41 protein-coding genes and 4 pseudogenes are annotated in these 23,852 nt (G+C 47.0%); 41 read left to right on the forward strand and 4 right to left on the reverse strand.

The genetic code is table 11. The features are described 5' to 3' along the window. The 12 genes from V3224_RS01560 to V3224_RS01615 form a co-directional block, all read left to right on the forward strand. Positions 1 to 184: hypothetical protein (locus V3224_RS01560; protein ID WP_334468104.1), on the forward strand; the 184-nt coding region annotated here is incomplete at its 5' end. A 12-nt stretch (positions 185 to 196) separates the two neighbouring features. Then, positions 197 to 1,351 (forward strand): AAA family ATPase, encoded by a 1,155-nt coding sequence (locus tag V3224_RS01565; protein WP_334467739.1) that lies wholly within the window; start codon positions 197 to 199, stop codon positions 1,349 to 1,351. Positions 1,352 to 1,362: 11 nt separating this feature from the next. Then, positions 1,363 to 1,665: a hypothetical protein gene (locus tag V3224_RS01570; RefSeq protein WP_334467740.1), complete on the forward strand. Its 303-nt coding sequence runs from the start codon at positions 1,363 to 1,365 to the stop codon at positions 1,663 to 1,665. Between the two features lie 2 nt (positions 1,666 to 1,667). After that, entirely contained in the window at positions 1,668 to 1,898 is a 231-nt protein-coding gene (locus tag V3224_RS01575) for a hypothetical protein (RefSeq protein ID WP_334467742.1), read from the forward strand. A gap of 32 nt (positions 1,899 to 1,930) precedes the next feature. Continuing rightward, entirely contained in the window at positions 1,931 to 2,461 is a 531-nt protein-coding gene (locus tag V3224_RS01580) for a host-nuclease inhibitor Gam family protein (protein WP_334467744.1), read from the forward strand. After that, positions 2,458 to 2,628 (forward strand): hypothetical protein, encoded by a 171-nt coding sequence (locus V3224_RS01585; protein WP_334467745.1) that lies wholly within the window; start codon positions 2,458 to 2,460, stop codon positions 2,626 to 2,628. The genes V3224_RS01580 and V3224_RS01585 overlap by 4 nt, the downstream gene beginning before the upstream one ends. Further along, entirely contained in the window at positions 2,625 to 2,867 is a 243-nt protein-coding gene (locus V3224_RS01590; protein ID WP_334467747.1) for a hypothetical protein, read from the forward strand. Before V3224_RS01585 ends, V3224_RS01590 begins: the two co-directional genes overlap by 4 nt. Beyond that, on the forward strand, positions 2,864 to 3,493 hold the full coding sequence (locus tag V3224_RS01595; RefSeq protein WP_334467749.1) for a LysE family translocator: 630 nt from the start codon (positions 2,864 to 2,866) through the stop codon (positions 3,491 to 3,493). Before V3224_RS01590 ends, V3224_RS01595 begins: the two co-directional genes overlap by 4 nt. A 16-nt stretch (positions 3,494 to 3,509) precedes the next feature. After that, on the forward strand, positions 3,510 to 3,689 hold the full coding sequence (locus tag V3224_RS01600) for a hypothetical protein (protein ID WP_334467751.1): 180 nt from the start codon (positions 3,510 to 3,512) through the stop codon (positions 3,687 to 3,689). A gap of 137 nt (positions 3,690 to 3,826) precedes the next feature. Beyond that, positions 3,827 to 4,249, forward strand: coding sequence for a gp16 family protein (locus tag V3224_RS01605; protein ID WP_334467753.1), 423 nt, complete (start codon positions 3,827 to 3,829; stop codon positions 4,247 to 4,249). Beyond that, positions 4,243 to 4,617 carry a Mor transcription activator family protein gene (locus tag V3224_RS01610; RefSeq protein ID WP_334467755.1) on the forward strand — a complete coding sequence of 125 codons (375 nt, stop codon included), beginning with the start codon at positions 4,243 to 4,245 and terminating at the stop codon, positions 4,615 to 4,617. Before V3224_RS01605 ends, V3224_RS01610 begins: the two co-directional genes overlap by 7 nt. Positions 4,618 to 4,723: 106 nt before the next feature. Next, positions 4,724 to 5,365: a hypothetical protein gene (locus V3224_RS01615; RefSeq protein ID WP_334468105.1), complete on the forward strand. Its 642-nt coding sequence runs from the start codon at positions 4,724 to 4,726 to the stop codon at positions 5,363 to 5,365. A gap of 7 nt (positions 5,366 to 5,372) precedes the next feature. Here the strand turns inward: V3224_RS01615 and V3224_RS01620 are convergent, their stop codons facing one another. Further along, positions 5,373 to 5,528 (reverse strand): hypothetical protein, encoded by a 156-nt coding sequence (locus V3224_RS01620; RefSeq protein WP_334467759.1) that lies wholly within the window; start codon positions 5,526 to 5,528, stop codon positions 5,373 to 5,375. Positions 5,529 to 5,797: 269 nt separating this feature from the next. On the opposite strand from V3224_RS01620, the gene gpM reads away from it, so the two are divergent. The 15 genes and pseudogenes from gpM (at position 5,798) to V3224_RS01690 (ending at position 13,194) form a co-directional block, all read left to right on the forward strand. Beyond that, positions 5,798 to 6,007, forward strand: coding sequence for a phage terminase small subunit (gene gpM, locus V3224_RS01625; protein WP_334468287.1), 210 nt, complete (start codon positions 5,798 to 5,800; stop codon positions 6,005 to 6,007). A gap of 228 nt (positions 6,008 to 6,235) precedes the next feature. Continuing rightward, positions 6,236 to 6,706 (forward strand): head completion/stabilization protein, encoded by a 471-nt coding sequence (locus V3224_RS01630; RefSeq protein ID WP_334468107.1) that lies wholly within the window; start codon positions 6,236 to 6,238, stop codon positions 6,704 to 6,706. Beyond that, positions 6,703 to 6,909, forward strand: a complete 207-nt coding sequence (locus V3224_RS01635) for a tail protein X (RefSeq protein ID WP_334468109.1) — start codon at positions 6,703 to 6,705, stop codon at positions 6,907 to 6,909. The genes V3224_RS01630 and V3224_RS01635 overlap by 4 nt, the downstream gene beginning before the upstream one ends. A gap of 31 nt (positions 6,910 to 6,940) precedes the next feature. Further along, positions 6,941 to 7,138, forward strand: coding sequence for a phage holin family protein (locus V3224_RS01640; RefSeq protein WP_334468110.1), 198 nt, complete (start codon positions 6,941 to 6,943; stop codon positions 7,136 to 7,138). Between the two features lie 61 nt (positions 7,139 to 7,199). After that, on the forward strand, positions 7,200 to 7,619 hold the full coding sequence (locus V3224_RS01645) for a lysozyme (protein WP_334468112.1): 420 nt from the start codon (positions 7,200 to 7,202) through the stop codon (positions 7,617 to 7,619). Further along, positions 7,589 to 7,969 carry a hypothetical protein gene (locus V3224_RS01650; RefSeq protein ID WP_334468113.1) on the forward strand — a complete coding sequence of 127 codons (381 nt, stop codon included), beginning with the start codon at positions 7,589 to 7,591 and terminating at the stop codon, positions 7,967 to 7,969. The genes V3224_RS01645 and V3224_RS01650 overlap by 31 nt, the downstream gene beginning before the upstream one ends. After that, entirely contained in the window at positions 7,887 to 8,111 is a 225-nt protein-coding gene (gene lysC / locus V3224_RS29660) for an Rz1-like lysis system protein LysC (RefSeq protein ID WP_422389276.1), read from the forward strand. The genes V3224_RS01650 and lysC overlap by 83 nt, the downstream gene beginning before the upstream one ends. A gap of 125 nt (positions 8,112 to 8,236) precedes the next feature. Next, a complete protein-coding gene (locus tag V3224_RS01655) occupies positions 8,237 to 9,121 on the forward strand; it encodes a DNA-methyltransferase (protein ID WP_334468115.1) in 885 nt (294 codons plus the stop codon). Beyond that, positions 9,096 to 9,524, forward strand: a complete 429-nt coding sequence (locus V3224_RS01660; protein WP_334468116.1) for a phage tail protein — start codon at positions 9,096 to 9,098, stop codon at positions 9,522 to 9,524. The genes V3224_RS01655 and V3224_RS01660 overlap by 26 nt, the downstream gene beginning before the upstream one ends. Next, on the forward strand, positions 9,524 to 10,138 hold the full coding sequence (locus V3224_RS01665) for a phage virion morphogenesis protein (protein ID WP_334468118.1): 615 nt from the start codon (positions 9,524 to 9,526) through the stop codon (positions 10,136 to 10,138). Before V3224_RS01660 ends, V3224_RS01665 begins: the two co-directional genes overlap by 1 nt. 98 nt (positions 10,139 to 10,236) lie before the next feature. Further along, positions 10,237 to 10,860: a phage baseplate assembly protein V gene (locus tag V3224_RS01670; RefSeq protein WP_334468119.1), complete on the forward strand. Its 624-nt coding sequence runs from the start codon at positions 10,237 to 10,239 to the stop codon at positions 10,858 to 10,860. After that, the gene (locus V3224_RS01675; protein ID WP_334468121.1) at positions 10,857 to 11,201 is read left to right on the forward strand and encodes a GPW/gp25 family protein; all 345 of its coding nucleotides are present in this window, start codon (positions 10,857 to 10,859) and stop codon (positions 11,199 to 11,201) included. The genes V3224_RS01670 and V3224_RS01675 overlap by 4 nt, the downstream gene beginning before the upstream one ends. Beyond that, positions 11,198 to 12,108: pseudogene (locus V3224_RS01680) on the forward strand (baseplate assembly protein). Before V3224_RS01675 ends, V3224_RS01680 begins: the two are co-directional and overlap by 4 nt. Continuing rightward, a complete protein-coding gene (locus V3224_RS01685; protein WP_334468123.1) occupies positions 12,101 to 12,712 on the forward strand; it encodes a phage tail protein I in 612 nt (203 codons plus the stop codon). The pseudogene V3224_RS01680 and the gene V3224_RS01685 overlap by 8 nt, the downstream one beginning before the upstream one ends. Further along, positions 12,709 to 13,194: a phage tail protein gene (locus tag V3224_RS01690; RefSeq protein ID WP_442889687.1), complete on the forward strand. Its 486-nt coding sequence runs from the start codon at positions 12,709 to 12,711 to the stop codon at positions 13,192 to 13,194. The genes V3224_RS01685 and V3224_RS01690 overlap by 4 nt, the downstream gene beginning before the upstream one ends. Here V3224_RS01690 and V3224_RS01695 read toward each other — a convergent pair. Continuing rightward, a pseudogene (locus V3224_RS01695) lies at positions 13,191 to 13,430 on the reverse strand (IS701 family transposase); the annotation flags it as partial. The gene V3224_RS01690 and the pseudogene V3224_RS01695 sit on opposite strands and share 4 nt — an antisense overlap. 53 nt (positions 13,431 to 13,483) lie before the next feature. Here V3224_RS01695 and V3224_RS01700 point away from each other — a divergent pair. Next, a complete protein-coding gene (locus V3224_RS01700; RefSeq protein WP_334468125.1) occupies positions 13,484 to 14,458 on the forward strand; it encodes an IS701 family transposase in 975 nt (324 codons plus the stop codon). Positions 14,459 to 14,476: 18 nt separating this feature from the next. Here the strand turns inward: V3224_RS01700 and V3224_RS01705 are convergent. Next, positions 14,477 to 15,232: pseudogene (locus V3224_RS01705) on the reverse strand (IS701 family transposase); the annotation flags it as partial. 66 nt (positions 15,233 to 15,298) lie between these two features. On the opposite strand from V3224_RS01705, the gene V3224_RS01710 reads away from it, so the two are divergent. The 12 genes and pseudogenes from V3224_RS01710 to istA all read left to right on the forward strand — a co-directional run bounded on the left by V3224_RS01710 (position 15,299) and on the right by istA (position 22,578). Further along, positions 15,299 to 16,294 (forward strand): phage tail protein, encoded by a 996-nt coding sequence (locus tag V3224_RS01710; protein WP_334468129.1) that lies wholly within the window; start codon positions 15,299 to 15,301, stop codon positions 16,292 to 16,294. Between the two features lie 188 nt (positions 16,295 to 16,482). Further along, a pseudogene (locus tag V3224_RS01715) lies at positions 16,483 to 17,458 on the forward strand (IS701 family transposase). Positions 17,459 to 17,495: 37 nt separating this feature from the next. Further along, a complete protein-coding gene (locus tag V3224_RS01720) occupies positions 17,496 to 18,044 on the forward strand; it encodes a tail fiber assembly protein (protein ID WP_334468133.1) in 549 nt (182 codons plus the stop codon). Between the two features lie 146 nt (positions 18,045 to 18,190). Then, positions 18,191 to 18,313 (forward strand): tail fiber assembly protein, encoded by a 123-nt coding sequence (locus tag V3224_RS01725; RefSeq protein ID WP_334468134.1) that lies wholly within the window; start codon positions 18,191 to 18,193, stop codon positions 18,311 to 18,313. 89 nt (positions 18,314 to 18,402) lie between these two features. Then, a complete protein-coding gene (locus tag V3224_RS01730) occupies positions 18,403 to 19,575 on the forward strand; it encodes a phage tail sheath protein (protein WP_334468135.1) in 1,173 nt (390 codons plus the stop codon). A 2-nt stretch (positions 19,576 to 19,577) separates the two neighbouring features. After that, on the forward strand, positions 19,578 to 20,093 hold the full coding sequence (locus V3224_RS01735) for a phage major tail tube protein (RefSeq protein WP_334468137.1): 516 nt from the start codon (positions 19,578 to 19,580) through the stop codon (positions 20,091 to 20,093). A 3-nt stretch (positions 20,094 to 20,096) separates the two neighbouring features. Then, on the forward strand, positions 20,097 to 20,399 hold the full coding sequence (locus V3224_RS01740; protein ID WP_334468138.1) for a phage tail assembly protein: 303 nt from the start codon (positions 20,097 to 20,099) through the stop codon (positions 20,397 to 20,399). A 23-nt stretch (positions 20,400 to 20,422) separates the two neighbouring features. Then, positions 20,423 to 20,530 (forward strand): GpE family phage tail protein, encoded by a 108-nt coding sequence (locus V3224_RS01745; protein ID WP_442889727.1) that lies wholly within the window; start codon positions 20,423 to 20,425, stop codon positions 20,528 to 20,530. Next, a complete protein-coding gene (locus tag V3224_RS01750) occupies positions 20,523 to 21,044 on the forward strand; it encodes a hypothetical protein (RefSeq protein ID WP_334468140.1) in 522 nt (173 codons plus the stop codon). The genes V3224_RS01745 and V3224_RS01750 overlap by 8 nt, the downstream gene beginning before the upstream one ends. 35 nt (positions 21,045 to 21,079) lie before the next feature. Next, positions 21,080 to 21,634, forward strand: coding sequence for a hypothetical protein (locus V3224_RS01755; protein WP_334468142.1), 555 nt, complete (start codon positions 21,080 to 21,082; stop codon positions 21,632 to 21,634). 57 nt (positions 21,635 to 21,691) lie between these two features. After that, positions 21,692 to 22,102 carry a helix-turn-helix domain-containing protein gene (locus V3224_RS01760; protein ID WP_334468143.1) on the forward strand — a complete coding sequence of 137 codons (411 nt, stop codon included), beginning with the start codon at positions 21,692 to 21,694 and terminating at the stop codon, positions 22,100 to 22,102. Continuing rightward, positions 21,991 to 22,578, forward strand: a complete 588-nt coding sequence (gene istA / locus V3224_RS01765) for an IS21 family transposase (protein ID WP_334468145.1) — start codon at positions 21,991 to 21,993, stop codon at positions 22,576 to 22,578. Before V3224_RS01760 ends, istA begins: the two co-directional genes overlap by 112 nt. Here the strand turns inward: istA and V3224_RS01770 are convergent. Then, entirely contained in the window at positions 22,561 to 23,040 is a 480-nt protein-coding gene (locus V3224_RS01770; protein ID WP_442889693.1) for a transposase, read from the reverse strand. The genes istA and V3224_RS01770 overlap by 18 nt on opposite strands. On the opposite strand from V3224_RS01770, the gene V3224_RS01775 reads away from it, so the two are divergent. Continuing rightward, entirely contained in the window at positions 22,972 to 23,844 is an 873-nt protein-coding gene (locus V3224_RS01775; RefSeq protein WP_334468149.1) for an IS982 family transposase, read from the forward strand. The genes V3224_RS01770 and V3224_RS01775 overlap by 69 nt on opposite strands. Positions 23,845 to 23,852: the final 8 nt, after the last annotated feature.

Raw genomic sequence — 23,852 nt, forward strand, 5'->3', positions numbered from 1 at the left:
CGTGGTGGTTCAACAGTTGCGCGCGCGTTTCCAGGCGGCGGGCAAGACCTGGCGCAGTGAATTTTACACCACGCTAACCCAACGCTTCCCGGACGGCATACCCGCTGACCAGGTCGACGCGCTGGGTGATGAGCTGATGGCCCAGTCCACCGAGGTGGTGGTCAGTCTGGCCAGTCACGGTTAACGGGAGGCCATCATGCTGAAACTCAAAACCCTGTTACAACACCACAACCTGACCCAGGCAGCACTGGCCCGTGCGCTTGACCTTTCCGAGGCGACGCTGGCGCAAATAGTCAATCACCATCAGTGGCCGAAACAGGATACCGACGCACTAAAACACCGCATCCGTGGCTGGCTAAGTGACCAGGGCATCGCGGCGGACGACTGCTTTGACGGGGTCACATCCAGCAGCAAGGAAAAGCACACACCACCTAGCAACGAGGAAGACACCATGTTACTGAAAAAACAGGTATTACTGACTGCCACCAAAAAGCATTTTGGGCTGTTTCGTGCCCCATTTGACGACAACGCGGTACAAGGTCATGAAGATGTGTTTTTAACCCCTGAAAGTCGTTATGTGCGCGAGGCGTTGTACCAGACCGCCAGCTATGGCGGCTTTATCGCGGTTATCGGTGAATCCGGCTCGGGTAAAAGCACGCTGCGACGTGACCTGACTGACCGCATCTATCGGGAAAACGCCCCGGTGGTGGTGATTGAACCCTACGTGCTGGCGATGGAAGACAACGACCATCAGGGCAAAACCCTGAAAGCCGCCAGTCTCGCCGAGGCTATTGTCCATACCCTGGCCCCACTGGAAAAACTCAAACGCTCGCCGGAGGCCCGCTTTCGTCAGCTACACCGACTATTAAAAGAGAGCAGCCGCGCCGGGTACAGCCATGTACTGGTGATTGAAGAAGCCCATTGCCTGCCCATCCCGACCTTAAAGCACCTTAAACGCTTCTTTGAGCTGGAAGACGGCTTTAAAAAACTGCTGTCCATCGTCCTGCTGGGACAACCCGAACTGGGCGACAAGTTATCCGAGCGCCTGTTAGCGGTCAGGGAAGTGGTACAGCGCTGCGAGGTAATTGACCTGCCGCCGCTAGATGAACACTTGAACGACTTTCTTGATTTCAAGTTTAAACGCGTCGGCGGCGACCTTAGCAAAGTCCTTGGCCCGGATGCGATACCGGCACTGCGTCAACGCCTAAGCTGGCTGCGCCCGAAAAAAGACACGCCGGTCAGCCTGCTTTACCCCTTGGCTATCGGCAACCTGCTGACCGCCGCCATGAACCTGGCCGCGCAAAACGCCATCCCGGTTATCGACGCCAATATTATTCACAGTGTGCATTAAAGGAGGCTTTTATGCTGAACCCCGCCGTGACCATTAAAAACCCGTCAGCGATGACCTACCAGGCCATCCAGCAGCAGTTCAGGCAATGCCTGTCGGTGATGGATAAACTCAGCCAGGAAGGTTTTATCGTCAGTCAGTTTACCGTTGATGGCTATAGCCGTCCGACCCTTACCCTGCTGCATGACCGACGGTGTGATGCGTTATATAAAAACGGCCATGCCGTTCGCTATGCCCTGGGTACTGACCGTCAGGGCCGCTGGGAAAAATACCAGTTCCTGCAAGATAACTGCCGAATCACCTGGGAGGTACGTTAATCATGACAACACGCCCTGTCCGTATTACCGCTCGCCAATCGGTTTATTTGGCAAAGACCGTCGATATGCCGGAACAGGACGATGAAACCTATTTGTCGATTTGCGAGAACTGCCGTGATTTTGATGAACAAGACCAGCGTCTTGGTGAAATCGCGACCCGATACAACATGAATTTATTTGAGCATATTCAACACAGTGACGCCCTGGAAGACATTATTTTCGAGCGCGTTTAATTCCCGACGTTGTTAATGAAAAGGTAAAAAAGATGGCAAAGAAAATAACGCGGCTTAAAGCCGCGGCGGGTGCCTGCACGCCGCAAACCCGTGAGCAGGTAATAAACGATATTAAAAATCTGGGCGATATCCAGCGGGAAATGACCCGACTGGAGACAGAGATTAATGATGAAATTGCGCGGTTAACCCATCAACATGCGGCTGATATTGAAGCCAGGAAAGCCCGCATCACCCTGTTGCAAAGAGGTATCCAGACCTGGTGCGAGGCCAACCGTGAGGCGCTTACCCAAAACGGCAAAACCAAAACCGCCAACCTGATAACCGGCGAGGTGTCATGGCGTAACCGCCCACCGTCCGTTTCGGTAAAAGGGGTGGATGATATCATTCAGGCGCTGGAAGAAAACGGACAGACCGACTGCATTATTCGCAAAGCACAGCTTGATAAAAATGCCCTGCTCAAAAATCAGGACACTATCCAGCGACTGAATATTCCCGGCATTACGTTTCGCAATCAGCTTGAGGATTTCATTATTACGCCCTTCGAGCAGGAGGTGACCTCATGAGCTATCAGGAAATAAAACCTCTGCGCCGCCAAATTGAAAGGCACATAAACCGCGCCATGCATCACCTGCAGGCAGACCATTCTGCCGCCGCGTATTGTGAATTTCAAAATGCCTTCGAGATATTGGCCGAACTCATCGTCGCCTTAGATAAGGAAAACACGTTATGACCATTACCTGCATCAGCTGCCATCAGGCAACGCGACGCCTGAATCCTACCCAGGCCGAGATCATCCAACAACCGGAAAGCGGCGAGTGGGGGATTGACCTGTTACTGACCTGTCCACACTGCGGACAGCGGTATAGCGCCTGGGTACTTAATTGGGATGTCGTGCCGCTAAAAGGTATCACGGCAAAGTCGCCATCAACACCACCCCATCATCAAACGCACGAGGTAAATAAACCATGAACCTTGACCTTTGGTTAGTTTTTTTAGGCGGTGCCTTGCTCAGTGCCGTATTACCCGGCGCTGGCGCTATCCTCACGCTTAACCATGCCTTCCAGCGGGGATGGTGCAAGACGCTACCGCTTATTGCCGGTCAGGCGACCGCATTAGGCTTGATGGTACCCATTGTGGCACTAGGCACGGAAGCGTTGCGCGCTTCAGCGACAGCCTGGCTGTTACTGAAAGGCATTAGCGTACTCTGGCTACTGTTTGCCGCCTACCGAACCTGGCGCGCACCAGTCATCATGGATGCTTACGATGTCGTGACATTGACCCGCTGTGCGCAACGGTTCTGCTGGGGTTTTCTGACCGATATCACCAACGCCAAAGCGCTCGCCTTCCTACTTGCCACACTACCGGTCTTTCTTAATCCGTCCCAATCGTTAGGGCCACAAATTACCCTTATGACTCTGACGATGGTAATGGTCGATGCGCTGATGATGACGCTTTACGCGCTCATTGCCGCCCGCTTGCGGCCTTATTTTCAATCGCCCGAAACCCGCAAACAACAAAACCGCCTGTTTGCCGGTTTCTTGGTGTTCATTGCGGTCAGCCTTTGTTTTATTGAACATCCGACCTTAATTCAGTGAAAGAGGATAAATTATCATGTGGATATTAATTTTAGCCCTATACGCCAGTCCCTATGCCGGTAATGCTTTTTCCACGCTGCATACACAGGCGTTTGACACGGCAACCGCCTGTCAACAGGCCGCCAAACAGTTCGCAGAAAAATTTGAAACCTTCAAGGATATGGATGCCAAGGCGATTTGCGTGAAGAAGTCATAGCGGAAAAGCGGCGTTTACTGCATTCAATTGTATAATAACGATATTCATTTTATAATCCTTCAAAACCCGAAGGATTATTTTTTTATTCATGGCATAAGGAATCCTGACCCCGACCACAACGATAAAGGACGCCTCCGATGACCCGACAAAAATACCTGCAGTTAATCCATATTGCCGCCCACCACCTCAAACTGGATGACACGACTTACCGCCAGATGCTGCACAGGCTAACGAGGAAAACATCAGCAAAAGCCCTGAATATCGGTCAACTGGCGCAAGTGTTAAACGCCCTAAAAGCCAAAGGTTTTCGTATCCAGCCGACTCAACCCACGACGAAAAAGCAGACCGACCGTCCGCAAATCCAGAAAATGCAGGCCCTGTGGCAGGCAATGGCCGATGAGGGCATTGTCCGGGATGCGTCAGCAACAGCCCTGGCCCACTTTGTTAAACGGGAAACCGGCGGTGATTCGCCTTACTGGCTAGATAGCCAACAGGCCAGCCAGGTTATCGAGAAACTCAAGCAGTGGCAAAAACGCGTGGCAAGGACAACCTCATGCTAGAGCATACCTTTCGCAGTAAAGGGCCGGAGTTACTGGTTGAGCTGGCCGACCACACGGCGCAGATCGTCAGACAGATTATCGATGTTGACCCCGCTGTTGCCAGCCAGATAGGCGATGCCGTCGCCAGTCAAATGATGGCGGTATGGGGCGGGCAAAATGTCTATTTCCCGATGGGGCTGATGTGGAAAATAAACCAGCGCGACCGGGAGATATTTGCCGACTTCAATGGCCATAACCACCGCGCCCTGGCACGCAAGTACGAAGTCTCGCTACAGTGGATTTATTCCGTGATAAAACGGGTTAAAAAAGAAGAAATTGCTCGCATCCAGGGCAATCTGTTTGAAGATGAAGATAAGCCGTCTCGATGACTGTTTCTCGTTTCACATAGTGAAACGTCGGAGAGAAAAATATAACCTATACACCAGATAGTGAGCATTGGTTTAATGCTAACCAAACAATAGAAGGATATTTCATATGCTCGATTCATCACTGCTAAATCTGCCCTGGGCAACATTGGTGACGCTGGCTTCTGGCTATGTTGGATACTTTATTGCCAATGTTGGTCTGAAAGAGCACCACAAAACCGTTGACATAACGTTTTCGACATTAGTTTTTGGTCTTATATCTGCAACCGCTTATGAATCCGTCACCGTATATGCGGTTTACTGGTCAACCCTTGTAGCGCTGGTTACCGCAATAATAACAGGAGCCGTATGGCGTAAATACGGGCGTAGATGGATGTACAAGCTCATGCGCGCCTTAAACATCTCATGGTCTGATGGCACCCATTCCGCGTGGCAGCAGCTGTTCGGGCAGATTGAGTACCGAGCCACTGAAGTGTTTGTTATTCTCAAGGATGGCAGCGGGTTATTATCGCGGCCTCTGGCTCGTTTTGAAGGGCTCCCTAATGGGCCGTTTGCGCTGGGCAATACGGGAGACGTCATTCTTTATGTAACACACCATAGCGCACCAGATAGTGATGAATGGCGCGAGTTTGCTGGTGTGATCGATGACTCCTGGGGGGCGCTGGCGACCTACATTCCTGCAGAGCAAATAGCTAGGGTGGAAATTAGGAGGAACAAGATTAAAACTGCATCCACGCCTCCTAAGGTTTAGCTATCACTCATTTTTTAGGACGGATACCAGGCGGGTTATTTGACTGTTGCGATGGGGTGGGTTTATTCTCCTTGCTGGCATCTTTTTCAAACGTGACTACTCGGTCATTTTTGGGATTCTCTGTAAAGTCGGAACTATCATGATTGTTGTTCTTGGTCGTCATGGAAACTTCCTCTAAATGAAATCAATCGTAGTAGATTCGATTCTATACTCAACATACTTCAAGATGCAGGCGACTATTCAGCAAAAGCACGGGTAGTAAGGCCGTTAAGCTTCCTTTCCCTGCATCTTGAAGTTTATTGAGTATAGTTCAGTAAAGAGGATGGTTTCAATTAATGGGTTTTAAAACGTGATTTCTGTTTCACTATGTGCAACTTAATCCCTCTGACTTGTCCCAGATAGATCCAGTTTGTCCCAGGTAGATCCACATTTATCGCACGTTTCCCGTTTAAATATCTCACGTCCTATCAGGCTGGACATACCCGCACGACGGGTTGCGCGATTGCAGAGGAAATGGCGGCGGCGGCCAAAGCCGCATACCAGCAGAATCAGCCGCTTGAATTGTCGCTTTTAGCGCAAATCGTCACCTTAACGGATGAGGAAGATATGCCTGATATGGTCAGAGCCGAATTGTATAAATAGGTGGGTTTTTGTCAGCGCGATAATGGCTTGCCAGACGCCGCTCTCGACACCTTAAAACGCGCCCTGAGGCCTTTTCCAAGGGGTTGGCGTCAAAGGCGAGATCAAAAAGCTGGAAAAAACGCGCAACACCGGGTTACCAAACACATGAGTTGTGCCCACGCACCCGGGCGGCACAGTGAAAGACCGCTTATGTTCACCGTCCACCGCCCGACCTATTGAGATGAGGATATGGATTTTATTTCGCCAGAAAAACCGCCTAAAGAAGAAGATGACCTGGTGGCCGACGATCCCTTCTGGCCTGCCGTGTCACCCAAAAATTACCGCGCGGTGATGCGTGAGAACGATGGCACCATCATCGCTTCGCGCCTAAAGGATGCACTCACCCACGCGATGATTGAAGTGGCGTGCGAACTGCGGGACTGGCAAATCCAGAAAAAACGGGAAGGATTTAACCACTTAGCTAATATTCCGGCCATGCATATTAATGACGACAGTGCGCTTTGCCTGCTGTATGAACGCGCGGTATTTGGCCTGGCCAAGGCTAACTTATCGGAACGGTTTCGAGACATCGACACGCAAGCATCAGGCCATAAAAAGGCCGATAGCCTGTCGCCCACGATTGATGATTACCGCCGCGATGCCCTCTGGGCAATCGCCCGGATCAAAGGGCAGAGTCATAACGTGGTAGCGCTGATATGAAGGTCCTGAGTCAACAAAACGAGAGTCTGGATGAAATTTGTTTTCGCTACTATGGCACCTGCGTTGGCACCGTTGAACGGGTGCTTGAGGTTAATCCGGGACTTTGCAACCACGCCGCCAGATTGCCAATGGGCGTTGAAATTCAATTACCGGAAATCAGTGCGGCCACGTCAAATCGTTCACAGGTCGTGTTGTGGGACTAACAGGAGAAGGACACCCTGAAAGGAGAAAGTGATGCCTATGTTCGAAAAGTATTCAACCCCGACGGCTTACCTGTGGAGCATTATGACCAGTGTCATGGGCTTTTTTACCCTGGAACAATGGGCTGCCCTGACAGGTATCGTCTGCACGGTTATCACCTGTCTGGTCAACGGGTATTACAAACGCAAGGAGTACCGGTTAAAAGCGCGCAACATCAAAGGGATGCCATGATGAAGATACCGAAAAAATAGTGATAGCAACGGGCGGTAGCGCGTTGTTTTTAGCCTCAAGCATGATAACACATTTCGAAGGGCTGAGACTTAAGCCCTATTTTGATGGTGACGGTGTGCTTTCTGTTTGCTACGGTCATACTGGTTACGATATTGAGCGTGACCGGACGTACACCAAAGCCGAATGTGATAAGTGGCTTGATGACGATTTGAAAGTGGTTAAGCGTTATGTTGACCCATTGACTAAGGTCAATATCAATACGCTCACACAGGCAGCCCTTTACTCATTTGCCTACAACGTAGGCGTGGGGAATTTTGCTAAATCCACGTTACTTAAAAAACTCAACGCCAATGACCGAACGGGCGCATGTGATGAGATGAAACGATGGGTTTATGTGAAAGGTGAAGTCTGGAAAGGACTAATGACCCGTCGAGAAATAGAGAGCGTAATATGTTATGGCGACCTTACCCATTTGTCGTAGTGATTATTGCAGGATTAATCTTATGGGCATCTTGGTTGTTGACTTCCTTAAACGAAGTCAAAGCATTAAATGCAAAACTCACCGTTGACCTCAATAAACAGATAGCCATTACCACTAATGCTTTTCAGTCAATGAGGGTAATCAATGATATTGCACGAATTAATAGTGAAACCCGTCGGCGTAAAGGGGTTGACTCTGAAGCAACACAAGCCGCAATTAAAAAGCATGTCGTCAATCAGGATTGCGCCAATCGCGTTATCCCTAGTGGTGCTGTTGTCAAGTTGCAGCAGCACACGAGCCGAATACGTTCAGACCCCTCACATTCCGATACCCCCTCACCTACTCGCTGACTGCTTACCGCCAGCAATCACCGGTATGATGACATGGCGTGATAGCCTGATATTGAATGAGCAATTACTGACAGTGATTGAGCAGTGTAATCTTGACAAACAGGCAATTAAGCGAATTGAAGCGCAGAGAAATGAAAGTTAAGAACGAAAAACAGACGGAATATCGGCAAAAATATATTAAAACCGAGTGTTTAGGAAAATAACATTACCCCCCAACTCTTTCACGGTGATTGCCATCAATTATTAACCACGCTGCCGCCCGATAGTGTGGATTTGGTATTAACAGACCCGCCCTACGGGATTATGAAGTGCAACGGCAAAACCGGTTGGTACGCCGAAAAACTGCGCTGGGATGAACGACTCAATCAGACAACAATCTGGGCAGAACTCAATCGGGTCTTGAGACCCAAGGGCATGATTTTACTCTTTTCAAAAAAACCTTTGACGAGCCAGTTGATTCAGTCCCCCCATCCCAATCTGCCTTTTTCCTATCGGCTGATTTGGGTTAAAAATCATTTTGGCCATCCTCTTTCCTGTCGCCGAATGCCGGTGAATTTTTTTGAAGACATCGGCGTCTTTTACAAAAAGTTTGACAGCAATAAACGTGATCCGAGGCGGGATTATGTCGCCAAATTGCTGGAATTTATCGGCAAACCACTTAAAGCGATTATTGCCGAACACGGTCGTCGGCAATTTGCGCATTTTTTAAAACACCAAAATTTGCAATTTTCGCTTTGCACCGAAGCGGCCTGGCAGCAACTGACGGAATGCTTTTCACTTCATGCTTTCCCCAATTGGAAATCGTATAAACAATTGCAGGTGTGGCAGCCGTTTAAACGGACTTTCAATCTTCCGGCAGGTAAAAAATTCAAATCTAATGTCTTTTACTACCCGAAAGACGTGCCGAGTATGCATCCAACCCAAAAGCCGGTGGCGTTACTCACGGATTTAATGGATACCTTCAGCCATCCCGGTGATACGGTGCTCGATTTTACCATGGGCAGCGGCTCGACGGGCGTGGCCTGTGTGAAGACCGGACGCCACTTTGTCGGTATCGAAGCCCATGAATCCTATTTTGCGGTTGCCGAAAAACGCATCCGGCAGGCACAATCGATAAGGACAACGGATGAAGAAATTAAGCCAGCTGCGTGAGCATTTATCCCAGCATGTGCCGTTTTTGAACCACAATCCTGAACTGATGACGGTATTAGTCGAAAATGGGCGCGTTATTGCCACGCTCGCCCACTCCATCTCCTATGAATATCGTTATACCGTCAATATCATCATTGAGCGCTTTGGTGGCAATCAGGATATTCTGATGGCCGTTTTAGTGGATTGGATACGACAATATCAACCTGAACTCTTCACTAATTCCGACCGACGGCAACACGATTTTCGTTTTGAAATGGACTTCATTGATAACCAGACCGCGCATATCAGTATTGAAATAGACCTCACCGAGCGGGTGCTGGTAAAAACCGACGGCGGTAAACAGGTGGTGGAAGCCATCCCTGAACCCGATGATCCGTTCGATAAGTGGCCTGGCGTCAGTTAATGGACGACACCTTACGCCGTTTCGACGCAGAGCTGACTGCGCTGTTATCGCATCTGATGACCGCGGAGCGTAAAAAACTGGCCAACGTGCTCGGGAAGCGGTTGCGCCAATCCCAATTTGCCCGCCTTCGCGCTCAACAAAGCCCCGATGGTAGCCCGTTTACCCCGCGGAAAAAGGGTTTTATTGCCCTTCGGCGGGAGATGACACTGTTAATCGATGGCGAAACGGTTCACTTAACGAATGTGCAGCAATGGGGCCAAAAAATCACCGGCATTGACACTAAACGCCACCAGAAACGCAGCGTGCAACTGGCGGACATTCAAACCTTTCTTGAAAGCAAAAAAACACGGATCACCGCCCGGCGGTTAACCCATCAACAACGTATGTTTAAAAAACTGGCCACCGCCCGATTCTTACGCCTGAAAACCGATAGCCAGGGCGTCACCTTAGCCTTTTTGCCTTCTACCGAGCGAATAGCACGGGTTCATCATTTTGGGTTGACAGAGCGCTATCACGGCAAAACGGTACCTTATCCTGCCCGCCCGTTATTGGGGCTGACGGCGCAAGAGATGATTGATATTGAAAATCAGCTACTCGATTTTCTGACCCGTTAATTGTCTGAGCATTCAAACAAGGCCAATCGTGAGCAACCCACCTTGATATGCGTAACAATATCGGTATGACGTTGATTTACCAGTGACGGGAAAGGATAATGACCGCAAATCTGTTGCACCGCTTACAAAATCTTATTCGGGTCGGGGTGGTTGTTAAGGTAGATAGCCAAAAAGGTTGCCGGGTGAAAACCGGCGATCTTGTCACCGACTGGCTTAAATGGATCACCTTGCGGGCGGGACAAACCCGGACACTGAGTGCCCCAAGCAAGGGTGAGCAGGTGTTAATTTTTGCATTAGGGGGCGAACTCACCACCGCCTTTGTACTAACGGGCATTTTTTCCGGTGCCCATCCGGTACCCATTCCCTCATTGACCGCTGACCATCGTACCTATGCCGATGGGGCCGTGATTGAATATGAACCCGCTACCGGCCTATTGAAAGCCACGGGCATTAAGCAGGGCTACATTGAAGCAAAAAATAGCCTGTCAGTAAACGCAAAACAGGTCACTGTCAAGGCGGCAGTGAATATTGAACTCGACACCCCCAATGTTATTTGTACCCATAATCTGACCACCACGTCACTCACGGTCACTCAAGGCGCACAGATGGCAGGGGATGTAACTCACTCGGGCGGTACCTTGATGTCTAACGGCATTCGTGTTGATACCCATCGCCACGGCGGTGTTGAACGCGGCAGCGCCATGACTGAGGGACCCCAATGAATGCCCTGGGGATGAACCGGCAAACAGGCCGATTTATTAGCGAAAATGCCCATATTGCCCAGTCGGTGCAAGATATTTTACTGACCCCGGTGGGCAGTCGGGTCATGCGCCGTGACTATGGGTCACTGCTGTTTAGTCTGTTGGATAAACCCCAAACCCCGCCATTAACACTGAAATTGATGGCGGCCTGTTTTAGCGCGCTTTTACGCTTTGAACCCCGGATCAGACTCGAAAAAATTAACATCGACCAACACGACCAGACCACGCAGATTGCTATTGTGGCGCAAATTATCGACAGTGGCACCGCGTTTTCCTTTCATTTTCCAGTGAGCCCTCGATGACAACGATCGATTTAAGCCAGTTACCGAAACCGGATGTGGTTGAGATACTAGATTTTGACGCCCTGCTTGCCAGACGTAAAAATGCCCTGATTGCGGCGTGTCCGGCTGAAATCCGGGATGTTGTCGCGCAAACGCTGGCACTTCCCTCTGAACCGTTAACTAAGTTACTGGAAGAGAACGCCTATTATGATTTGCTGTTGCGAGGCCGAATTAATGAAGCGGCATTAGCCAATATGGTGGCCTTTGCAAAGGGGGCTGACCTTGACCATCTGGCGGCCAATAACAATGTCAAACGCCTGCTATTATCAGAAGGCGACGCGACGGCTATCCCGCCGGTGATGCCCGTTTTTGAATCCGATAACGATTTACGTCTGCGTATCCCAGCCGCCTTTGAGGGGCTGAGTGTAGCCGGCCCCATCGGCAGCTACGAATTTTATGCCCGCAGCGCCGATGGACAGGTCGCCGATGCCTCGGTTATTAGCCCGAAACCGGCAGAAGTAACCGTCACTATCCTGTCACGCGAGGGGGATGGCACGGCCAGTCAAACGCTGATTAACACGGTGGAAACAGCCCTTAATGATGAAAATGTGCGCCCCGTCGCCGACCGGGTTACGGTGCAATCGGCCGACATTCTATCCTATCAGGTCGATGCCACGCTTTATCTGTTACCTGCACCGGAATATGAACCGATTTTGCAAACGGCACGCCAAAAGTTGACCGCCTATACACGCGAACAACACCGATTAGGCCGCGATGTGGCCTTAAGTGCGCGTATGCCGCCTTACACGTCACTGGCGTAACACGGGTTGTTATTCACACACCGAAACAGGATATCAAGATAGCCAAAACGCAAGCCAGCTTCTGCACCGACATCAATCTTAAAATGGAGAGCAGGACCGATGCGTAAGACGTTATTACCGACCGGCTCTACAGCGCTGGAAAAAGCGGCCTCAGTGGCGTTGTCACGCATTTTGACTTTACCCATCCCGCTTCGCACGCTGATGAATCCCGACACATGCCCCGTCCATTTGCTGCCTTATCTGGCCTGGAGTTTCAGCGTTGATAGGTGGGATAAAGACTGGCCGGAGAAAACCAAACGCGAGGCGATTAAAGCCGCTCTCTTTATTCATCAGCATAAGGGCACCATCGGCGCACTGCGCCGCGTTGTTGAACCGCTCGGCTACCTGATACGGGTTATTGAATGGTGGAAAACGGGCGAGGCACCCGGCACCTTTCGATTAGACATTGGCGTACTGGAAAGTGGCATTACCGAATCGATGTATCATGAGATTGAAGCGTTGATTGCGGATGCAAAGCCAGCCAGTCGGCACTTGTTGGGGCTGTCGATTCAACTGGAAACGCGTGGCACCTTTTATACCGCTGCCGGTGTTTATCTGGGCGATGAATTAACCGTTTATGCTTACACGCCCGCGTTGATTAGCACCAGCGGCACCGTACAACACGCGGTGGCATTACACCTGATTGATACCGTAAGGATAACCGCATCATGAAATACTTTTGCCTGTTAACCCGCCAGGGCGAACACCGTGTTGCCGAAGCGACCGCACTGGGTACAAAAATCGCCATTACGCAAATGGCGGTCGGCGATGGGGGCGGCACGTTACCCACCCCAGACACCCACCAGACCCAACTGATTAATGAACGTCGTCGGGCGGCAATTAATCAGCTGTGGGTCGATAAAAATAATCCCAACCAACTGATTGCCGAGCAGGTTATTCCGGAAAATGAAGGCGGTTGGTGGATACGGGAGGTGGGAGTCTTTGATAAAGAGGGTGTGCTCATTGCGGTGGGTAACTGCCCGGAAACTTACAAACCGCAATTAGCCGAAGGTTCAGGTCGAACCCAGACGATAAGAGCCGTATTTATTGTCAGACATACGGCGGCGGTGACGCTTAAAATTGATCCCTCGATGGTACTGGCAACTCGACAATATGTCGATAGTGAAACAAACACGAGTTTCGCACAAAACTAATTTGGGTACGCTAATAAAACACGGATTTGCTCAGTAATAGCACTTTTGATTACGCCCCAATTTTGTTGATAAAGGGTTATTTTTTCAGATATACGACGTTTATGTTGTTCAAACCACGCAGAAATAGCGAGAAAAATATGATTTCTTTGCGCTCGGCTCGTGCGAGCCTGACAGCGTTCAATACCACAGTTTTGTTTAACTTCTCGATGATAAACTTCAACACGAGTTTCGCAATCTCCAAAAAAGAAGTATAAATTTAAAAACAAGAAAAAATCAGGGTGTTCATATTTTGTCGGGTTATCCATGTATTAAAGATATCTATAAAACATTCTTACAAGTAAGCAGTTTAAGATACTCTGGTTTAGCGTTATCAGAAGTAAGCCCATCGCCTTTATCTCATGACACTGTTAGCCGATGGCTGAAAAGTAGATGTTTTAGACCTAAAGACCTATGGCGATTAGTTGAACCTTCTATAGACAAAAAAAGCCCTTGCGTACTAATTGCCGATGATACATTGATTGCCAAAACACGTAGTAAAAAAATAGAGATGGTCCATTATCAATATTCAGGTAATGAACATGAGGTTATTGCTGGCATAGGTTTAGTTAATTTGCTTTGGCATGATCTGACGAAGGTTGAATCAATTCCTATCAATTATCGTATTTATGATAAAGATTCTGATGGAAAAACAAAAAACACGCACTTTTCCGAAATGCTCACTCTTGCTAAAAAAAGAGGGATCATGCCAGAAGCCGTAGTGATGGATGCTTGGTATTCTAGCCTGGATAACCTGAAATCAATTCGCTCTCATGGTTGGATCTGGGTAACCACGCTGAGGAAAAATAGGATTGTTAACCATAACAAACAACTGAACAAGTTAGACATCTCAGAAGAAGGAACGTCAATACACTTGCGAGGATATGGTTGGGTAACCGTTTTCAAATTTACAGCCAAAAACGGCCGTATTGATTACATAGTAACAAACAAAGAGAATCCCACCCGTCAATACCTCAAATCTATCATGGATGCCCGTTGGTCTGTTGAAGTTTATCATCGAGAAGTTAAACAAAACTGTGGTATTGAACGCTGTCAGGCTCGCACGAGCCGAGCGCAAAGAAATCATATTTTTCTCGCTATTTCTGCGTGGTTTGAACAACATAAACGTCGTATATCTGAAAAAATAACCCTTTATCAACAAAATTGGGACGTAATCAAAAGTGCTATTACTGAGCAAATCCGTGTTTTATTAGCGTACCCAAATTAGTTTTGTGCGAAACTCGTGTTCAACAGACCAACGGGCATCCATGATAGATTTGAGGTATTGACGGGTGGGATTCTCTTTGTTTGTTACTATGTAATCAATACGGCCGTTTTTGGCTGTAAATTTGAAAACGGTTACCCAACCATATCCTCGCAAGTGTATTGACGTTCCTTCTTCTGAGATGTCTAACTTGTTCAGTTGTTTGTTATGGTTAACAATCCTATTTTTCCTCAGCGTGGTTACCCAGATCCAACCATGAGAGCGAATTGATTTCAGGTTATCCAGGCTAGAATACCAAGCATCCATCACTACGGCTTCTGGCATGATCCCTCTTTTTTTAGCAAGAGTGAGCATTTCGGAAAAGTGCGTGTTTTTTGTTTTTCCATCAGAATCTTTATCATAAATACGATAATTGATAGGAATTGATTCAACCTTCGTCAGATCATGCCAAAGCAAATTAACTAAACCTATGCCAGCAATAACCTCATGTTCATTACCTGAATATTGATAATGGACCATCTCTATTTTTTTACTACGTGTTTTGGCAATCAATGTATCATCGGCAATTAGTACGCAAGGGCTTTTTTTGTCTATAGAAGGTTCAACTAATCGCCATAGGTCTTTAGGTCTAAAACATCTACTTTTTAGCCATCGGCTAACAGTGTCATGAGATAAAGGCGATGGGCTTACTTCTGATAACGCTAAACCAGAGTATCTTAAACTGCTTACTTGTAAGAATGTTTTATAGATATCTTTAATACATGGATAACCCGACAAAATATGAACACCCTGATTTTTTCTTGTTTTTAAATTTATACTTCTTTTTTGGAGATTGCGAAACTCGTGACAAATAAAAAAATCGACAAGCAAGCGATTAAACAGACAACAGGCGATTCCTCAAGCGATGTCATCAGCCAGTTAGGCGTCACGAAGGCATTAGATACCAAACAACCGATTGGCGATTATGTCACCCAGCTGGCCTTTAATAAGGGATTAAACAATAAAATCGATAAGACACAACTTGTCGGCACAACGGGGAATTCGACCGATAAAGTCATCCACCAAAAAGCCTGTGACGAACTGTTTGCCAAGAAAGACTCTTGGGAAACATTCACCGCAGGTCAAATAAAAATAAGGAGCAACAGTGATTATACCAGATTGGCCCTTATCAAAAGTGATGGGCAGATACTTGGGTTAGAAACTTCGCCCAATGATGCCTATTTCGTGTATAGAGATACTCAAGGCAACAATAAAGCCGTCGTCACCATTCCATCAGCTAAAAATGGCACGCTGGCATTAACCGCTGATGTGGACGCGATTAACAATTATCCGGTTGGCGCGCCTATTCCGTGGCCACACGAAACGGCACCAGCAGGCTATTTAATTTGTAATGGTCAAACGTTTACTAAAGCCGACTATCCCCAATTAGCCCTCGCTTACCCTTCTGGAAAATTACCGAATTTGTACGGTGAATTTATTCGGGGTCTGGATTTAGGCGGCAAAGTCGATCCAGGTAGAAAAATTTTAACTAACCAGGGAGATGCTATTCGCAATATCACCGGACGTATTGGATATGTGCGACAAGGCGAGTTGGGTCCCCCTATTGCAGCGGATCGCGCCTTTAAAGTAGATAGGAACCTCAACGCGAAAGTCGCTATGGGCAATAATGATAATTGGGGGGCAGTCGCCTCTTTTGATCCGTCTCGTGTCGTCCCAACCGCAAACGAAAACCGACCGCGAAATGTCGCATTTTTATACATACACGAGTTTCGCAATCTCCAAAAAAGAAGTATAAACACGAGTTTCGCACAGGCCTATAAAATTCTAGAAATGGCTTAAAAGTAATGATTAATCTGCAAGTTACTGAAATGCATAAATTCACTTAATTTACAATAAGTTATATTTAATTTATAAGGTTTTATCTATTTACATATTATGCTGAATTAAACTTAAAAATAGAGCGTTTTTTTATTGGTGCGAAACTCGTGATAAATTTAAAAACAAGAAAAAATCAGGGTGTTCATATTTTGTCGGGTTATCCATGTATTAAAGATATCTATAAAACATTCTTACAAGTAAGCAGTTTAAGATACTCTGGTTTAGCGTTATCAGAAGTAAGCCCATCGCCTTTATCTCATGACACTGTTAGCCGATGGCTAAAAAGTAGATGTTTTAGACCTAAAGACCTATGGCGATTAGTTGAACCTTCTATAGACAAAAAAAGCCCTTGCGTACTAATTGCCGATGATACATTGATTGCCAAAACACGTAGTAAAAAAATAGAGATGGTCCATTATCAATATTCAGGTAATGAACATGAGGTTATTGCTGGCATAGGTTTAGTTAATTTGCTTTGGCATGATCTGACGAAGGTTGAATCAATTCCTATCAATTATCGTATTTATGATAAAGATTCTGATGGAAAAACAAAAAACACGCACTTTTCCGAAATGCTCACTCTTGCTAAAAAAAGAGGGATCATGCCAGAAGCCGTAGTGATGGATGCTTGGTATTCTAGCCTGGATAACCTGAAATCAATTCGCTCTCATGGTTGGATCTGGGTAACCACGCTGAGGAAAAATAGGATTGTTAACCATAACAAACAACTGAACAAGTTAGACATCTCAGAAGAAGGAACGTCAATACACTTGCGAGGATATGGTTGGGTAACCGTTTTCAAATTTACAGCCAAAAACGGCCGTATTGATTACATAGTAACAAACAAAGAGAATCCCACCCGTCAATACCTCAAATCTATCATGGATGCCCGTTGGTCTGTTGAAGTTTATCATCGAGAAGTTAAACAAAACTGTGGTATTGAACGCTGTCAGGCTCGCACCAGCCGAGCGCAAAGAAATCATATTTTTCTCGCTATTTCTGCGTGGTTTGAACAACATAAACGTCGTATATCTGAAAAAATAACCCTTATATCAACAAAATTGGGACGTAATCAAAAGTGCTATTACTGAGCAAATCCGTGTTTTATTAGCGTACCCAAATTAGTTTTGTGCGAAACTCGTGACATAGTGAGGGCTGCATAGTGAAATACAGTACAGAAATACCTAAAGCAGAAATTGATGAAAACGGTTTTGCGAAAAACCGAGGCTGGATAAAAACCTACATGTCGAGGAATGAACCGCCGTATGAATATTTTGGCGCAACCATGGAATTGCTCTATAAAGGGGTGAGTGTCGGTCAATATTCCTATATTGATGCACCAGAGATACCCGATAATAACGAAATCGCCGTTGTCCGCAGTGATGATGGTAAACACTGGCGATACGTCCCAGACCACCGCGGCAAGACGGTATTTGATACCGAAAATCAGGCTTCCTATCCCGTTGATTATCTCTGCGAGATAAAAACCGGCTTTACCTTGTTAACACCGGCGACGAAATTCGATAAATGGGATGGCAAAAAATGGGTAACGGATAATCAGGCGATGAAAACCGACCAAATCAACACCGCACATCAAACAAAACACCAGTTAATCGATGAAGCGGAATCAAAAATCACCTTACTTGATCGTAAAGTGCGCTTAGGGATGGCAACCAATACACGAGTTTCGCACCGGCATATAAAATTCTAGAAATGGCTTCAGAACAATAATTAATCTGTAACTTGCTAATACGTATAAATTTACTTAAATTACAATAAGTTATTTTTAATTTATGAGATTTTTTCTATTTATATATTATGCTGAATTAAACTTAAAAATAGAGCGTTTTTTTATTGGTGCGAAACTCGTGCAATAGTAAAAAAACCGCTTTACGCGCTTGGGAAATGTACAGCGTAAAACTCAATGATATTGATACCGCCACCGCGCCCGAGATTGACTGGCCGAAAAAACCGGCGTGATTGTCTGAGCGCTCATACAGTGCCAATAACAGGATTTTATCCCCTGGATGAAAGACACTGAATAATATAACGAAAGCAGGAATCCGATTATGCCGCAAGACTATCATCATGGCGTGCGTGTGATTGAAATCAATGAAGGCACGCGCTCTATCCACACCAGCAGCACCGCGATTGCCGGTGTCGTCTGTACCGCAGACGATGCCGACAGTACCACCTTTCCACTTAATACCGCGGTGCGTTTAATTGACCTCGCCGCTGCGATAGGCAAAGCGGGAAAAAAAGGGACGCTCGGCCCCGTGTTAACCGCGATTTTAGCCCAAACCAGCCCAGTCACCGTGGTCGTCAGGGTTGCCGAAGGGAAAACTCCCGAGGAAACCACCACCAATATCATTGGCACCACCACGGCAGAGGGCAAAAAAACCGGCTTACAGGCGCTGTTATCGGCTAACAACACGTTGGGTGTAAAACCGCGTATTCTGGCGGTTCCAGGGCTGGATAACCAGGCGGTCGCAGTGGCACTTGCAACCGTCGCCCAAAAGTTACGCGCGATGGCCTATATCAGTGCCGCAGGGTGTAACACCGTGACCGACGCGATAGCGTATCGTAAAAACTTTAGCCAACGTGAGCTGATGCTGATTTGGCCGGATTTTTTAGCCTGGAACAGTGCCACCAATCGTGAACAAACCGTTTATGCTACGGCATTTGCATTGGGGTTGCGGGCAAAAATCGATAATGACACGGGCTGGCATAAAACGCTTTCTAATGTGGGCATTAATGGTGTGACGGCGATTTCCGCTGACCTGTCGTGGGATTTGCAAGACCCGGATACCGATGCCGGATTATTAAACCAACATGCCATCACCACCCTTATTCGCCAGGATGGCTTCCGGTTCTGGGGTTCGCGTACCTGCTCGGATGAGCCGCTTTTTCAATTCGAAAGTGCCACCCGCACCGCCCATATTTTAGCCGATACCTTTGCCGAGGCGCATTTCTGGGCGATAGATAAAACATTCAGTCCGGCGTTAACGCGCGATATCATTGAAAGCATTAACGCCAAGCTTCGAAGCTTGATTGCCGAGGGGTATTTACTGGGTGGGCAGTGCTGGTATGACGAAAAGGTAAATACCAAAGAAACGCTCAAAGACGGCAAGCTGACGCTGGATTATGACTATACGCCGGTTCCGCCGTTGGAAAACCTGTTATTACGCCAGCGCATCACCGACCAGTATTTACTGGATTTTAGCAACAAGATTAAGGGTTAAGTATGGCATTACCACGCAAATTAAAAAACATGAACCTGTTTGATGATGGGCAAAGCTGGTTAGGGGTGGTTGAAGAGGTGACGCAGCCCAAACTGACCCGCAAAATGGAAGGCTACCGCGGCGGTGGCATGAATGGCGAAGCACAGATTGACTTAGGGCTTGACGGCGGTGCGCTGGATATGGAATTCACGTTAGGGGGTCTTGATGCACAGCTTTATAAGCAATGGGGGATAACCACCCTTGATGGTGTGCCACTGCGTTTTTGTGGAGCCTATCAACGCGACGATACAGGGGAAGTGACCGCAGTTGAAATCGTCACCCGCGGCCGATTCTCTGAAATTGACCCAGGGAGCGCCAAGTCCGGCGATAACACACAAACCAAACTCAGCGTTAAAGCCACCTATTTTAAGCTGCTGTGGGACGGTCAGGAACTGATTGAAATTGATGTGATTAATTTAATTGAAAAAGTGGCTGGCGTTGATCGCCTTGAAAAACAACGCGCCGCATTAGGACTTTAACCCATGAAAAAAACACCGAATACCCGAATTATAAACCTGGAAGAACCCATCGCACGCGGTGAAACACCGATTAATCAGGTGACACTGCGAAAACCGCACGTCGGCGACCTACGGGGAGTCCAGTTAAGTCCGCTGATGCAGATGGATGTCGATGCGGTGATGAAAGTCTTACCGCGCATTATGAACCCAAGCTTAAACGAGCAGGAAATGCGACAAATGAGCCCGGGCGATTTTTTCAATCTCGCCAATGAGCTTGGGCTTTTTTTGTTGCCGAAATCGGTGACGGCCGACTTCCCGATACCTTAACCGTCGAAGCCCTGGAAGCCGATATTGCGGTCATTTTTCACTGGCCACCCTCTGAAACTGGCCAATTATCCTTGTCTGATTTGCTGATGTGGCGGCATCAGGCCTATTTACGAAGTGGGTCGCATGAGTAAAGAATTACGTTTACAAGTGGTCTTAGGCGCCATCGATAGACTCAGTGGGCCTTTTGAGAAAGCCAAAACCGCCAATACCCGACTAGCGAAACAGCTTAAAAGCACGCGCGAGAATTTGACGCAACTCAATCAGGCGAGCCAAAAACTGACCCAATTACAGACGTTGGGTGGCAAAATCAATACGCTCGGTCAGGCGCTGGAAAAAGCGCGCCTGAAAGGCAAAATGATGGGCCTTGAGATGGCGGGTCTCCAAAATCCCACCCAAAAACAAACCGCCGCACTGGAAAAACAGTGGGCCAGCGTGGCAAAACTTGAGCGTCAGTATCAGGGCTTTCTCACCCAACATCAAAAAATCCGGTCGTCGTTTGATAAAATGGGGATATCCGTCAATCATGCAGACCAGGCCACCGGCCATATCCGGCAAGAAACCCAGAAATATACCCAGGCGTTAAAAAGTCAGGAAGGCCAGCTTGCAAAAATTTCAGCGCGCGAAAAACACCTCACCAGCGCATGAATCGCCGGAATACCCTGCTGTCTCATGGGGCGGGCATGGTCGCCACCGGTGCTGCCACCGCCATGGCGGTCAAACCGACCCTCAATGAAGCGGCGATTTATCAAAAAGAAGCGGTTTCCTTTAAAGCCCTCGGGGGTGGGGAGACGATGCTGGCGGATGCTGAAAAATTTGCTAAAGGCATGCATATTTTTGGTAACAGCACCACCGAAAATCTCAAAGTCATTAAAGAAACGTATTCGGTATTGCGCGATTATCATGAAACCGAAATGGTCTCGCCGACGTTGCTTAACCTGCAATTTGCCACTAAATTTATGTCGTCACATGGCGTAAGCGAATCCGCTGCCCAGGCGCTACGTGACCAGTCACCCGCTGTGCTCAAAATTGCCGAGTTACGTAATGAAATTAACACGCCAGCGCAATTTAACCGCTCGGTTGATATGACGGCAAAATCGATGACCGCCAGTGGGGGGATGGTCTTGCCGGAAGATTACCTGGCGATGCTAAAAACAGGCGGTACGGCCGTCAAACAGCTAGAGAATGATGCGTTTTATTTTGTCACTGTCACCGATCATGCAAAACTGATCCACTAACGATCATCTAAAACTGATCCACTTGGTATTATTCGTACATTTTTGTACGGGTAATTTATGTTAACCAAGGAGATATTTGTGGATATTCATGTTCGCTTTACACAAGGACAAAGCCTTCGAAAAATTGCCCGTGAATTAGGCATTTCCCGTAACACCGTAAAACATCATTTACAACAACAGGCAATGCCAACTTATGCTAAAAGAAGTCAACAACCGAGTAAACTGGCACCCTTTAAACCTTATTTGCTTCAGCGAATTGAATTGGCTAAACCTGATTGGATCCCTGCAACAGTGTTATTTGATGAGGTAGCTGAAAGAGGTTATCAAGGCGGTATTGCTCAGTTACGCCGATTTGTTTGTCAATTAAACCAAGCATTGTTCCCGAAGCTGTCGTCCGTTTTGAAACACAGCCAGGTCAACAAATGCAAATCGACTTCACCAGCATCCGGCGAGGTAAAAAATCCCTAAAAGCGTTTGTTGCAACACTAGGCTATTCGCGTGCTAGTTATGTAAAGTTCTTTGATAATGAACGAGCAGGATCGTGGCAACAAGGTTTAAGAGAAGCTTTCGACTATTTTGGTGGTGTACCACAGGAAGTATTGTGTGATAACGCAAAATCCCTCATCATAGAACGGGATGCTTATGCAGAAGGTGAACATAAATTGCATGTCGAAATGCTTCAAATGTCGAAAGATTACGGTTTTAAATTGAAGGCTTGCAAGCCCTACAGGGCAAAAACGAAAGGGAAAGTAGAGCGCTTTAACCACTATTTAAAAAACAGTTTTATCGTGCCATTAAATACCGACCTTCGTGCTCATAATCTTGAACTAGATATCGAGATAGCCAACGCAAAAGTGGGTCCATGGTTACAACGCGTTGCCCATCAGCGGATTCATGGAACAACTTTACACGAGTTTCGCACAAAACTAATTTGGGTACGCTAATAAAACACGGATTTGCTCAGTAATAGCACTTTTGATTACGTCCCAATTTTGTTGATAAAGGGTTATTTTTTCAGATATACGACGTTTATGTTGTTCAAACCACGCAGAAATAGCGAGAAAAATATGATTTCTTTGCGCTCGGCTCGTGCGAGCCTGACAGCGTTCAATACCACAGTTTTGTTTAACTTCTCGATGATAAACTTCAACAGACCAACGGGCATCCATGATAGATTTGACGTATTGACGGGTGGGATTCTCTTTGTTTGTTACTATGTAACCTGAGTTCGGGATAAGAAATAAAGAGAAAGTCTTGATATTCAAATAGTTGAATGAGCCTGTTTTGTTAAAATACTCTAACAGTCTGGTTAAAGAGTAGAGCATTGTTAAACAATTATGGAAAATCTTACTGAACTTTATTGCCTGATGGATGATTTTTGCAAAGACTTCGAGCCAAAAATGCATGAATATTTGCTGACTAACGGTACTAAGCGTCGTAGACGGTCTACTCAGCTTTCGTTGGCGGAAATGATGACACTGGTTGTGTTGTTTCATCAACTCCGATTCAGGCAATTCAAGGTATTTTATCTCTATTATGTCCGCTTATATCTCCGGAAGGAATTTCCTAACTTGCCATCCTATTCATGCTGTGTAGAGTTACTTCCGCGTAGTGCCTTAGCGTTAACGGCACTGTTTGAGTCAATTAAGGGAAAATGCACGGGGCTATCGGTTGCCGATTCTACTCCGATAGCGGTGTGTGATAACTTACGGATCCGCAGACATAAAGTCTTCAATGGGATAGCTGAACGGGGAAAAAATTCAACAGGTTGGTTCTTTGGTTTCAAGCTTCATGTAATTATCAATCATTTGGGGGAAATACTCAGTTTTCGACTCACACCAGGAAACACCGATGATCGAAAACCATTGCCTGAGCTGACAAAGGATCTTTCTGGTTGTTTGTACGCAGATAAAGGGTATTTATCGGCTTCACTGAAACAGCAACTCAAAACGATGGGAATTAGCCTTATAACGAATATCAAGAAGAAAATGAAGCCTATTAAACAGACTTGTTTCGACAAAGCCATCTTGCGTCATCGTTCTGTCATTGAAACGGTATTTGATGAGTTAAAAAATCTTTGTCAAATAGAGCATACGCGACATCGCTCTCCGGCTAACTTTGTAGTGAATTTATTAGGCGGACTGGTTGCATATTGTTTAATGCCATCTAAACCAAAGATACCTGTTGCAGGTACGTATCTTCAAGTATAATTGATAAT

Source organism: Arsenophonus sp. PmNCSU2021_1, assembly GCF_036919435.1.
GTDB classification, from domain to species: Bacteria; Pseudomonadota; Gammaproteobacteria; order Enterobacterales; family Enterobacteriaceae; genus Arsenophonus; species Arsenophonus nilaparvatae.